The sequence below is a fragment of the Bacteroides xylanisolvens XB1A genome, from assembly GCF_000210075.1.
Taxonomy (GTDB): Bacteria; Bacteroidota; Bacteroidia; order Bacteroidales; family Bacteroidaceae; genus Bacteroides; species Bacteroides xylanisolvens.
In genome coordinates this window covers 1,670,803-1,684,103 of the sequence record NC_021017.1, presented here as the reverse complement: position 1 = coordinate 1,684,103, position 13,301 = coordinate 1,670,803, and the positions used below count along the sequence as shown (strand labels likewise).

The following is a 13,301-nucleotide window of genomic DNA, read 5'->3' as shown; positions in this document are numbered from 1 at the left end:
AAGGAGGATTTTTTTAATTCAAATCTTTTCGGATATCACCTCTTTTCTTCTCTTTTTATTGTTGGATTTTTAGCTAATTGTATATCTTTGCACGATTCACAAGATAATAACTAAAAAGAGAATGTCACATTATGAAACACGTTTCTATTTTATTCCGCTCGAAATGCTGGAATGTATTTTTGCTTCTATGCATAGCCCTTCCCTCATTAGCACAAAAAGAGTTTAAAATCGATCAGGTATCTGTCGTTAATGTAGGCGACGGAAGATTCTTGTACCGAGACTTGATGACGGAAAAACCGCTCAACGGCGAACATCGTATCATTGACGGTTATCACTCTGCGTATATACTGGCCTCTTTTAAAGATGGTTTTTATGATGGCAAATATGAAGAGCATTTGGATAACATTCTGATAAATGAAGGCGTCTACAAAGATGGACGGAAGAATGGCTTATTTAAAATCTATTCTAAGTTTGACGGTAAACTGAAAGAAGAAAAGTCTTATAAGGAAGGAAAGTTGAACGGTACGAGCAAAACGTTCTTTACTGACGGAAAAATAGAAAGTGAGAAAAACTACCGGATGGGCAAGGAGGATGGAAAACATTTGTCGTATGATTATGACGGAACTCTGCGGATGGACCATAATTATAAGGATGGTAAACAAGTAGGGAAACAATATACTTTCATGAAGGGTACTTATGAACTATACGAAACGGTTTATTATAATAACGAAGGGTTGAAGGATGGAGAATATTCGTCCATCTTTACTTTTGGAGCTCCTCATGTATTGGGTAGTTACAAGAATGGGCAGAAGAACGGTCGTTGGACAGAGATTGCAGAGAGTGGCGATACCATTGTAATTGAAACTTATCTGAATGGAAAAGAAGAAGGCCTGCACGTTTCATACAGTGGTGAGACAGGGATGCGTACCAAAGAATATTATCTGAAAAATGACCGCAAGGACGGAATCTATCGTGAATATGACTTGAAAAATGGCGAATTGAAGTACGAGGCAACCTATCAGTTTGGCAGACTGCACGGAAAAGCACGCCAGTTAGTGGTGGACAATCGCTTTGATTATTGGGAAACTTCTACATACGTCAACGGACGGCAAAACGGTCCTTTTGAATCTCGTTATGTGAAGAATAACAAGCTCCGCGAATGTGGAGAATATAAGAACGGTCACCGGGTAGGACGTTGGAAACTTTATACCATTGATGGCAAACTGGAAAGGGAATGGGATGAAAACTAGGTCTTATCAACTGTCATATAGGTTGTAGGTGTTATACAGAGTGCAAGGCGTAGCCGTACAGACATAAAAAAAGGAGCAACGCCTTGCTCCAACCTTTGTTAACCTTAAATCTAATACTATGAAAAACACATTGCAAAGATACGGACTTCTGTTAAATCTGCAAATAATCCAAATAAAAAGAGATGTTTTATAACATTTATTGAGTGTTTGTCTTACGCTTTATACTTTTGTTAATAGTTTCCGGTTGAATATTGGGAACTGTTTTGCATTTCTTTGGAGGGTAATGATGAGAATAATTGGGTGATAGATAGCATACTCACAGTTTTATTTCTTATTTTTGTTCTCAATCGTCCATTTGGGTCATAGAAAGAAATACGAAAAAAATGAGAATGATGGGATATACAAAGTGGATAGCAGTCTTGCTCTGTCTTCTTGGCATGACGGCTTGTCGGCAGGACACACACCGCTTCCGTATCGGGGTGGCGCAATGTAGTGATGACTCCTGGCGGCATAAGATGAATGATGAAATTCTTCGCGAAGCAATGTTCTACGATGGGGTATCGGTTGAAATCCGGTCGGCTGCGGATGATAATCGCAAACAGGCGGAGGACGTTCATTATTTTATAGATGAAGGGGTTGACTTATTGATTATTTCTGCCAACGAAGCGGCCCCCATGACTCCGATTGTAGAGGAAGCCTATCAAAAGGGAATACCTGTCATCCTGGTAGACCGGAAGATTCTTTCTGATAAATATACTGCCTATATCGGTGCCGACAATTATGAAATAGGACGTGCGGTAGGCAATTATATTGCGTCAAGCCTGAAAGGAAAAGGGAATGTGGTGGAACTTACTGGACTGGGTGGCTCAACTCCTGCCATGGAACGCCATCAAGGATTTATGGCTGCTATCAGTAACTTTCCGGATATCAAACTGATTGATAAAGCGGATGCTGCGTGGGAGCGTGAACCGGCGGAAGTGGAAATGGATAGTATGCTCCGTCGGCATCCGAAGATAGACGCCGTGTATGCGCATAATGACCGTATCGCTCCGGGAGCTTATCAGGCTGCAAAGAAAGTGGGACGGGAGAAGGAAATGATTTTTGTCGGTATCGATGCTCTCCCCGGCAAAGGCAACGGATTGGAAATGGTGCTCGACAGTGTGTTGAATGCTACTTTTATTTATCCGACCAATGGCGACAAAGTGATGCAACTGGCAATGAATATCCTTGAGAAAAAGCCTTATCCCCGGGAAACGGTCATGAACACTGCGGTGGTCGACCGTACGAATGCGCATGTCATGCAACTTCAGACAACTCACATCTCGGAACTGGATCAGAAGATTGAAACATTGAACGGACGTATCGGCGGATATCTGTCTCGGGTTGCTACACAGCAGGTGGTGATGTATGGCGGTTTGGTTATTCTTCTATTGGTGGCAGGCTTATTATTGGTAGTCTATAAATCTCTCCGTGCTAAAAATCGTCTGAATAAGGAACTTTCCGAGCAGAAGAAACAGCTGGAAGAGCAACGGGACAAGTTAGAGGAACAACGTGACCAATTAGAAGAACAGCGGGACAAACTGGAAGAGCAACGGGATCAGCTCATCCAGCTTTCTCATCAACTGGAAGAGGCAACGCATGCCAAACTGGTGTTCTTCACAAATATATCTCACGATTTCCGTACTCCGCTTACATTGGTTGCCGATCCGGTAGAACATTTATTGGCCGATCATACACTAAGTGGAGATCAGCATCGAATGTTGATGCTGATTCAACGAAACGTGAATATCCTCTTACGTCTTGTCAATCAGATTCTGGATTTCCGTAAATACGAGAACGGTAAGATGGAATATACACCTGTTCAGATAGATGTTCTTTCCTCTTTTGAGGGCTGGAACGAATCATTCCTTGCAGCGGCCCGGAAGAAACACATTCATTTCTCTTTTGATAATATGCCGGATACGGATTACCATACATTGGCGGATATGGAAAAGTTGGAACGTATTTATTTTAATCTGCTTTCCAACGCGTTCAAGTTCACACCGGAAAATGGAAAGATAACGGTTCGTTTATCTTCCTTAACGAAAGAGGATACTCGCTGGATTCGTTTTACTGTTGCCAATACCGGTTCAATGATTTCCGCCGAACATATTCGGAGCATTTTCGATCGTTTTTATAAAATAGACATGCACCATGCCGGTTCGGGAATCGGGCTTGCATTGGTCAAAGCTTTCGTTGAATTGCATAAAGGTACAATTTCTGTGGAAAGTGATGAAAAGCAGGGCACTGTTTTTACCGTTGATTTACCGGTACAGACTTGTGAAACTATTCTGGCCGAAGATTCTCTAAAGTCATCAATCTCTGCAGTTCCTTTAAATCCTGCTTCTCCCGGATCTCCCGCCTCTTCCGACCTGAATGGAACTTTAGCTGCCGAAGAAGAGGAACTGGAAAAAGGCTATGATTCTTCCAAACCTTCCGTTTTGGTAATTGATGATAATGCAGATATCCGTTCGTATGTACGCGGATTACTCCATACCGATTATACTGTAATTGAAGCAGCAGACGGTTCGGAGGGCATCCGCAAAGCAATGAAATATGTTCCGGACTTGATAATCTCTGATGTGATGATGCCTGGTATTGATGGAATAGAGTGCTGTCGTCGGCTGAAAAGCGAACTGCAAACCTGCCATATCCCTGTCATCTTATTGACAGCCTGTTCTTTGGATGAACAACGGATTCAGGGATATGACGGAGGTGCGGATTCTTATATCTCCAAGCCCTTCAGTTCGCAATTGCTGTTGGCACGCGTTCGTAATCTGATAGATTCACATCGCCGCCTGAAACAGTTCTTTGGTGACGGACAAACGTTGGCGAAAGAGGATGTCTGTGATATGGATAAAGATTTTGTGGAAAAATTCAAGGCTTTGATTGAAGCAAAGATGGGAGACTCAAATTTGAATGTAGAAGATTTGGGTAAGGATATGGGATTAAGTCGTGTGCAGCTCTATCGCAAAATAAAATCCTTGACTAATTATTCTCCGAATGAATTGCTTCGTATCGCTCGTTTAAAGAAAGCTGCTTCCCTGCTTGCTTCGTCGGATATGACAGTGGCAGAGATTGGTTATGAAGTCGGTTTCAGCTCTCCTTCTTATTTTACCAAATGTTATAGAGAGCAGTTTGGAGAAAGTCCGACAGATTTGCTGAAGAGGAAAGGATAGAATCAAAACTATTCACGTTAGAATACAATAAATCCCGGTAACTTGAATTTTCAATGTTTGCCGGGATTTATTGATATGTGTTAGTTATGAATCAATAAACTTTTATCTGCGTTTCCTTGATTATACCAGTTTTGTTCGTTTTTGCCACTACTTTGCGCCCATTTTGCAAATCCTTTATAGGCTTCCAAGAAATTAGCTTTTTCAATAGCATGCGCTGCGTTGCCTGGTACTCTTAATCCCCAAATCAGGCGTCCTGCACTAAAATAATAATTATCATCTTCTTCGTCCCCGTTTGTATATATCGGTAGCAGATTTTTATCATTGAATGGATATTGGTAAGTGATCGGTTCAATACCATTCATATGGATTTCTGTTCCGCTATCATTACGTTTTAAATACAAGTCGAATTCATCGCCTTCTAATATTTCCTTTACTTCTTTTCTCTTCTTTAGGGTGATCAGAATATTGATCTCCGGTAAATCACTTGTTGCTACCAAAGCATTCTTTTCTGTATTATAATATTGGCTGCCTGCAGGTTTAGCCAGATTCTTAATTAAAGGGCTGTAATCAATGATAAGATGTTTATTGGGGACAAGTTCTACTCCGTCGATCGCAGGAATCACGTTTTTAGTTTCATAAACTTCTATACTTTCCACTTCGTCAGAATCTATTTCTTTCAGTCTTAAATAAGGGGAATAAGGGAATATTCCTCCGATAGCTTTTAGACGTAACCCTATTTGTATATACTGCGCAGTGTATTTTTTGTCAACCTTTCTAATACCTTGGAACTGCACCTTATAATTGACTACAAAATCATTAAAGTCATAATCTCCTAATGATGGAAATTGGTCTTCAAACATGATTGTTCCCCAACCATCTTTGGGATGAAAAATGACTCCTTTTGACAATTGGATGTCATCTTCTATATCATGCCCACGAGTGATTGACCGGGTGGTGTTAGATTTGGATTTGGCATCATTAGCAATGTTCAGTGAGAAACTTCTATCTGCATTTACAGGTATGGCTACTTTTTTGGTTTCATTGGTGCTGGTTTTGTACTGGGCATACAATGTATTTACGTAGGTTGGGATGCTCAAAGGGAGACTTGAAATTTCTGTATCTACAGGAATGTCGGCTATTTTCTCTTCTTTACTACATGCTTCATCCAAAAAGAAGGAAACCATAGTGGGGGTAGTAGCAGCTACTGTTCCTGCGGCTACTTGAGTTAATTTCCATTGAAAGCCTGCGGGTATATCCAGGTCTTTTACTTGAATTTCTTTTTCAGGTTGCTTGCTTTCATCATAAAGGTTCTTCTCACAGGAGCTGAAAGCGAATACTCCCAATAAACAAGAAGCGAATAGAATTGTCTTCTTTTTCATAACAGCAGTGCTTGTTTTGTTAATAATAGGGTTGCTTTTAATGGGTACAAAGGTCGGGATTATTTGTAAATAAAGCAAATAAAGTTGCATATTTTATTTGAAATGCTTTTGTTATTTGCAAATTCTCTTCTTTTTATCTAGCTTTGGGAATGAAATAAATAAAGTCCAGGCGATGAAAGATTATAAAGTAGATAAGGCAAGCCTTTCCACATCCTTTTGTCAGGAGGTGTATCAGGTTGTTCGGGAAATTCCGGTAGGTAAAGTTTCTACCTATGGGGGAATTGCCGCATTATTGGGAATGCCTCAATGTTCCCGTATGGTGGGGCGTGCCTTGAAACAGGTTCCGGATGATTTATCTACGCCTTGTCACCGGGTTGTCAATGCATCGGGACGCCTTGTTCCGGGGTGGACAGAGCAGAAACAACTCTTGTTGGAAGAAGGGATCTCTTTCAAGCAAAATGGATGCGTAGACTTGAAAAAGCATCTTTGGAATTACTCCGTATCTGAATGAAATTTGCATATTTAATCTATTTCCCTTACCTTTGTGCCAACAATATGCAAGAACAGACTGTTATTTATTTATGAAAATACTGTTTTCTACTGTTCATTGAGAGGATAATCTTATCAAATTCTATTCCTTTTAAACTACTCAGTCTGTCTTTTAAAACCATTTTAAAAAACGTCGGATCATCATGTTGTCATGTGACATGACTGAACCATGCGAACATTCAACTTGTTTATCGTAAGTGAGAATGAGGAACGCAGCAGTTGAAAACAAAACAACTATTATAATCTAAACCAATATATTATATGAGTAAAATAGAAATAAAGGATTTGTACCTTATCTTTGGTCACGAGAAGCAGAAAGCACTCAAGATGTTGAAAAAAGATAAGAGTAAAGAGGAAATTCTGAAAGATACCGGTTGTACGGTAGGAGTGAAAGATGCCAATCTTTCAATTAATGAAGGAGAGTTTTTTGTGATAATGGGACTCTCGGGAAGTGGAAAATCGACATTACTGCGTTGTATCAATCGTCTGATACGTCCTACTGCCGGACAAGTGCTTGTAAACGGAGTAGATATATCTAAAATATCCGAAAAAGAGTTATTGCAAGTTCGCCGGAAAGAGTTGGCGATGGTTTTCCAGAATTTCGGTCTGTTACCTCACCGTTCCGTATTGAGCAATATCGCGTTCGGTCTCGAACTTCAGGGAGTGAAGAAAGAGGAACGTGAGAAGAAAGCGATGGAAAGTATGAAGCTTGTCGGATTGAAAGGATATGAAAATCAGATGGTGGGCGAGCTTTCCGGTGGAATGCAACAGCGTGTCGGACTGGCCCGTGCTCTGGCTAATAATCCCGAAGTGCTTTTAATGGATGAGGCTTTCTCTGCGCTCGATCCTCTGATTCGTGTGCAAATGCAGGATGAACTGCTGGCTTTGCAGTCGAAGATGAAAAAAACAATTGTCTTTATTACCCATGACTTGAGTGAAGCGATTAAACTGGGCGACCGTATTGCCATTATGAAAGACGGAGAGGTGGTGCAGGTAGGTACTTCAGAAGAAATACTGACCGAACCGGCTAACGATTATGTAGCCCGTTTTGTTGAAAACGTGGACAGGAGTAAAATTATCACCGCTTCTTCTTTAATGATTGACAAACCACTGGTGGCCCGTCTGAAGAAAGAGGGACCTGAAGTATTGATTCGTAAGATGCGTGCGAAGAATATCACCGTATTACCTGTCATAGACGCCGATGATAAACTGGTCGGAGAAGTACGTCTGAACGACCTGCTTAAGTTACGTAGCAGACAGGAAAAATCCATTGAAACGATTGTGCGTACAGAAGTACATTCTGTATTGGAGGATACAGTGTTGGAGGATATACTTCCTTTAATGACAAAGAGCAATTCGCCGGTATGGGTGATTGATGAGACGCATGAGTTTTTAGGAACAATCCCGCTTTCCTCCTTAATCATCGAAGTGACGGGGAAAGATAAAGAAGAAATAAACGAAATAATTCAAAACGCAATAGATTTATGATAAATATAGGACAATATATAGAGATGGCCATCAATTGGATGATGGTACATTTTTCCACTTTCTTTGATGCCGTGAATGCAGGCATCGGTAGTTTTATTATAGGATTCCAACACGTACTTTTTGGAATACCTTTTTATATAACCATTCTAGTGCTTGCTGCACTCGCATGGATGAAGGCAGGACGTGGTACGGCAATTTTCACCGCATTGGGATTATTACTGATTTATGGAATGGGATTTTGGGAGGCTACTATGCAAACCCTGGCTCTTGTTTTTTCATCTACCTGTCTGGCCCTGATTGTTGGTGTACCTTTAGGAGTGTGGACGGCAAACAGTCCGCGTGCAGAGAAAATACTTCGTCCTGTTCTCGACTTGATGCAGACGATGCCTGCTTTTGTTTATCTGATTCCTGCCGTTTTATTTTTCGGATTGGGAGCAGTGCCAGGAGTGTTTGCCACCATTATCTTTGCTATGCCTCCTGTGGTCCGCCTTACCGGATTGGGAATACGGCAAGTTCCTAAAAATGTAGTGGAAGCTTCCCGTTCGTTCGGAGCTACCCGTTGGCAGTTATTGTATAAAGTGCAGCTTCCTTTGGCGTTGCCCACTATCCTGACTGGTGTCAACCAGACAATAATGATGTCGCTTTCTATGGTTGTCATTGCTGCCATGATTGCTGCCGGTGGTCTGGGAGAAATTGTATTGAAAGGTATTACCCAAATGAAAATCGGACTTGGGTTTGAAGGTGGTATAGCAGTTGTTATTTTAGCTATTATCTTAGACCGTATCACACAAGGAATGGCAGGACGAAAAAATAAGAACTAAACGGAAAGGATAAAATACGTATGAGAATATATAAAATAGTAGGAATAGTATTGTCAGCTATGCTTTTGCTAGCTTCCTGTACTAATTCAGGCTTAGAGAAAAAGAAAGTAAAAATAGCCTATGCCAATTGGCTGGAAGGTATTGCCATGAGTCATTTGGCCAAGGTGGTATTGGAAGAGCATGGATATGAGGTTGAATTGCAAAATGCTGATCTTGCCCCTATTTTTGTATCTATGTCAGGAAAGAAATCTGATGTCTTTCTGGATGCATGGTTACCAATAACGATGAAAGATTATATGGATCAGTATGGAGACAGCATCGAATTTTTGGGGGAGGTATATGGAGAAGCCCGTGTAGGACTGGTTGTTCCTCAATATGTTACGATCCAGTCTATTAGTGAGCTGGAAGCTAACAAAGACCGTTTTTCTTCCGAAATAGTAGGAATTGATGCGGGAGCAGGGATAATGAAGACGACCGATAAGGCCATTGCTGCTTACGGACTTGATGGGTATACCCTCATGACTTCAAGTAGTTCCACCATGCTGGCTTCTTTGAAAAAAGCGATGGACAAAGGAGAATGGATTGTCATTACGGGGTGGACACCGCATTGGATGTTCGACCAGTTTGACTTGAAATTCTTGGATGATCCGAAGAAAGTATATGGAGACTTGGAAGAAATACATGCTATTGCATGGAAAGGATTCAGTGAGAAAGATCCGTTTGCTGCCGAATTCTTTGGCAACATTAAACTAACGACAGAAGAACTTAGCTCTTTTATGACAGCTATGAAGGATGCCCGGATGGATGAAGAAGAAATAGCCCGCAAATGGAGGGATGAACATCGGCAGTTGGTGGATAGTTGGATTCCGAAGTCTGAGAATAAATAGATTGGAGCATTGTTATTCTTAATTTTAAATATAAAATAGACATGAACTCTAGTGGGAAAAAGGGAGTATTGTTTATGTTAGACAGAGTTCATACAATAAAAAAAACGGTAATCTTCTACAAGATTACCGTTTTATATTTATAGGGTATTACTATTATTCAGCACCCCAGTTTTCTCTAGCCAAACGTTTGTAGCTGTTGTAACGCCATTTAGCGTTTTCTTCAGCAGCTTTAAACAGTTCTTCAGCTTCAGCAGGATATTGTTTCATTACAGAAGCGTAACGAACTTCACCCTTCAAGAAACCTTGGAAATCTTCCCAGTTCGGTTCTTTGCTATCCAATTGGAATGGGTTCTTGCCTTCTTCTTCCAAAGCCGGGTTGTAACGCCACAAGTGCCAGTAACCGCACTTAACAGCTTTTTCTTCTTCTTCCTGGCTCTTACCCATACCTGCTTTCAGACCGTGGTTGATACATGGAGCGTAAGCGATAATCAAAGATGGTCCCGGATATGCTTCAGCTTCACGGATAGCTTTCAGAGTTTGAGCTTGGTCAGCACCCATAGCGATCTGTGCAACATATACATAACCGTAAGTAGTAGCCATCAGACCGAGGTCTTTCTTACGTACGCGCTTACCAGCAGCAGCGAACTTAGCGATAGCACCTACCGGAGTAGCTTTAGAAGACTGACCACCTGTGTTAGAGTAAACTTCAGTATCCAGAACGAGGATGTTAACGTCCTTACCGGAAGCGATTACATGGTCAAGACCACCATAACCGATATCGTAAGAAGCACCGTCACCACCAATGATCCACTGGCTGCGTTTTACAAGATATTGTTGCAGTTCAGCGATTTGTTTGCAGTGGTTACATTTATCCTTGTTAGCTTCAACAACCGGAATGATCTTAGCAGCCAATTCCTTAGTCTTGTCCGCATCCAGCATATTGTTGATCCATTCAGCGAACAGTTCTTTCACTTCAGCAGGAGTGCAATCAGCAGCAATAGCCTCGTTCATCACTTTCACGAGACGAGCACGCATCTTTTCGTTAGCCAGTTCCATACCCAAACCGAATTCACAGAAGTCTTCGAACAGTGAGTTAGCCCAAGCAGGACCGTGTCCGTTTTCGTTTGTAGTATACGGAGTAGAAGGAACAGAACCAGAGTAGATAGAAGAACATCCGGTAGCGTTAGCAACCATTTCACGGTCACCGAACAATTGAGAAATCAATTTCACGTATGGAGTTTCACCACAACCAGAGCAAGCGCCGGAGAACTCAAACAACGGAGTAGCGAACTGTGAGTTCTTCACGTTAGCCTTGATATCAACAAGATGTTGTTTAGTCTTCACGTTTTCAGCACAGTAAGTCCAGTTTTCAGCTTGAGCCAATTGGCTTTCGAGGTGTTTCATTGTCAATGCTTTGCCACCCTTCTTCGGATTACCCGGACAGATGTCGGCACAGTTACCGCAACCCAGACAGTCGAGAACGTCCACCTGGATACGGAATGTCATACCGTCGAATGCTTTACCTACAGCTTTCAGTTGTTCGAACTTAGCACCCTTCTGCTCTTCAGCGTCGAGTACGAACGGACGGATAGAAGCGTGAGGACAAACGTATGCACACTTGTTACACTGGATACAGTTTTCCGGATTCCATTCAGGAACGAATGCAGCTACACCACGTTTTTCGTATTTAGCAGTACCTTGATACCAAGTACCGTCTTCGATACCCTTGAATGCAGATACCGGCAACAAGTCACCGTCTTGTGCATTGATCGGACGAACTACTTCGTTGATGAATGCAGGATCGTTGTTTTCAGCTTTTGCGTCATCCGGAAGGTTAGCCCAAGCAGGATCAACAGCCAAAGTCTTGTATTCACCACCACGGTCAACGGCAGCATAGTTCTTGTTAACAACGTCTTCACCCTTCTTGCCGTAAGACTTAACGATGAATTTCTTCATCTGCTCAACAGCTTGTTCTACAGGAATAACGCCTGTGATACGGAAGAATGCAGATTGAAGGATTGTGTTGGTACGGTTACCCAAACCAATTTCCAGTGCAATTTGTGTTGCGTTGATATAGTATACAGAAATGTTGTTCTGTGCAAAATATTTCTTAACCTTGTTAGGCAGGTTCTTAGCCAGTTCTTCACCTTCCCAGATTGTGTTCAGCAAGAAAGAACCGTTCTTACGCAAACCACGAGTTACATCGTACATGTGCAGGTAAGCCTGAACGTGACAAGCAACGAAGTTCGGAGTATTTACCAGATAAGTAGAACGGATTGGATTGTCACCGAAACGCAAGTGAGAACAAGTGAAACCGCCCGACTTCTTAGAGTCATAAGAGAAGTAAGCCTGGCAGTGTTTGTCAGTGTTGTCACCGATAATCTTTACAGAGTTCTTGTTAGCACCTACTGTACCGTCAGCACCCAAACCGTAGAATTTAGCTTCGAACATACCTTCGCCGCCTAAAGCGATTTCTTCTTTTTGAGGAAGAGAAGTGAAAGTAACGTCGTCTACGATACCGATAGTGAAGTGGTTCTTCGGCATTGGCATAGCCAAGTTTTCGAATACTGAAAGGATTTGAGCAGGAGTAGTATCTTTTGAACCCAAACCGTAGCGACCGCCAACGATAACCGGAGCATTTTCTGCACCGTAGAAGCAGTCTTTAACGTCAAGGTAAAGAGGTTCGCCGTTAGCACCCGGTTCTTTAGTACGGTCAAGAACTGCGATAGTTTTAGCAGTCTTAGGTACAGCAGCCAGGAAGTGTTTAGCAGAGAACGGACGATACAGGTGTACGGCAACCATACCCACTTTTTCGCCGTTTGCTACCAGGTAGTCGATAGCTTCGCGGGCAGCTTCTGTTACAGAACCCATAGCGATAATTACGCGTTCTGCATCTTCTGCACCATAGTAATCGAACAAACCGTATTTACGACCTGTGATCTTAGAAATTTCATTCATGTATTCTTCTACGATAGCAGGAACTGCTTCGTAGTAGTTGTTGCATGATTCACGATGTTGGAAGAAATGGTCAGGATTTTCAGCCATACCACGAGCTACCGGTTTCATCGGGTTCAGTGCGCGGGCACGGAATTCAGCCAAAGCTTCTTGGTCGATCAGCGGAGCAAGATCATCATTTTCCAACATTTCAATCTTTTGGATTTCGTGAGATGTACGGAAACCATCGAAGAAGTTCATGAACGGAACGCGAGATTTGATGGTAGCCAAGTGAGCAACACCAGCCAAATCCATAACTTCCTGTACAGAGCCTTCAGCCAACATAGCAAAGCCAGTCTGACGAGCTGACATTACGTCTTGGTGGTCACCGAAGATACACAATGCGTGAGAAGCCAATGTACGAGCAGATACATGGAATACGCAAGGCAAGAACTCACCGGCAATTTTGTACATGTTAGGGATCATCAGGAGAAGACCCTGGGAAGCAGTGTAAGTAGTAGTCAACGCACCAGCCTGAAGAGAACCGTGAACTGCACCGGCAGCACCACCTTCAGATTGCATTTCCTGTACCAATACTGTTTCGCCGAAGATGTTCTTACGTCCTGCGGCAGCCCATTCGTCTACGTACTCAGCCATAGTCGAAGAAGGAGTGATGGGGTAGATAGCTGCTACTTCAGAGAACATATACGAGATATGCGCTGCAGCCTGGTTACCATCACAAGTGATGAATTTCTTCTGTTTAGTCATAACTAAA

Annotated in this window: 8 protein-coding genes; 6 read left to right on the top strand and 2 right to left on the bottom strand. The window is 42.2% G+C overall.

Going from position 1 to position 13,301, the window contains the following annotated elements; all coding sequences use genetic code 11:
- Positions 1–131 precede the first annotated feature (131 nt).
- Together BXY_RS06905 and BXY_RS06900 are read left to right on the top strand one after the other, a co-directional pair.
- Entirely contained in the window at positions 132–1,250 is a 1,119-nt protein-coding gene (locus BXY_RS06905) for a toxin-antitoxin system YwqK family antitoxin (RefSeq protein ID WP_008025950.1), read from the top strand.
- 437 nt (positions 1,251–1,687) lie between these two features.
- Positions 1,688–4,468, top strand: a complete 2,781-nt coding sequence (locus tag BXY_RS06900) for a substrate-binding domain-containing protein (protein WP_373259582.1) — start codon at positions 1,688–1,690, stop codon at positions 4,466–4,468.
- An 80-nt stretch (positions 4,469–4,548) separates the two neighbouring features.
- Here BXY_RS06900 and BXY_RS06895 read toward each other — a convergent pair whose 3' ends face one another.
- Positions 4,549–5,937, bottom strand: coding sequence for an LruC domain-containing protein (locus tag BXY_RS06895; protein ID WP_008025957.1), 1,389 nt, complete (start codon positions 5,935–5,937; stop codon positions 4,549–4,551).
- Between the two features lie 82 nt (positions 5,938–6,019).
- Between BXY_RS06895 and BXY_RS06890 the strand changes: the two genes are divergently transcribed.
- From BXY_RS06890 to BXY_RS06875, 4 genes are all read left to right on the top strand, one after another.
- Positions 6,020–6,358 (top strand): MGMT family protein, encoded by a 339-nt coding sequence (locus tag BXY_RS06890; RefSeq protein ID WP_004312618.1) that lies wholly within the window; start codon positions 6,020–6,022, stop codon positions 6,356–6,358.
- A gap of 299 nt (positions 6,359–6,657) precedes the next feature.
- Positions 6,658–7,884 carry a quaternary amine ABC transporter ATP-binding protein gene (locus tag BXY_RS06885; protein WP_015531537.1) on the top strand — a complete coding sequence of 409 codons (1,227 nt, stop codon included), beginning with the start codon at positions 6,658–6,660 and terminating at the stop codon, positions 7,882–7,884.
- On the top strand, positions 7,881–8,705 hold the full coding sequence (locus BXY_RS06880) for an ABC transporter permease (RefSeq protein WP_015531536.1): 825 nt from the start codon (positions 7,881–7,883) through the stop codon (positions 8,703–8,705). Before BXY_RS06885 ends, BXY_RS06880 begins: the two co-directional genes overlap by 4 nt.
- 20 nt (positions 8,706–8,725) lie before the next feature.
- On the top strand, positions 8,726–9,592 hold the full coding sequence (locus tag BXY_RS06875) for a glycine betaine ABC transporter substrate-binding protein (RefSeq protein WP_004311729.1): 867 nt from the start codon (positions 8,726–8,728) through the stop codon (positions 9,590–9,592).
- A 153-nt stretch (positions 9,593–9,745) separates the two neighbouring features.
- Here BXY_RS06875 and nifJ read toward each other — a convergent pair whose 3' ends face one another.
- The gene (gene nifJ / locus BXY_RS06870; protein ID WP_004300981.1) at positions 9,746–13,294 is read right to left on the bottom strand and encodes a pyruvate:ferredoxin (flavodoxin) oxidoreductase; all 3,549 of its coding nucleotides are present in this window, start codon (positions 13,292–13,294) and stop codon (positions 9,746–9,748) included.
- Between the last annotated feature and the right edge of the window lie 7 nt (positions 13,295–13,301).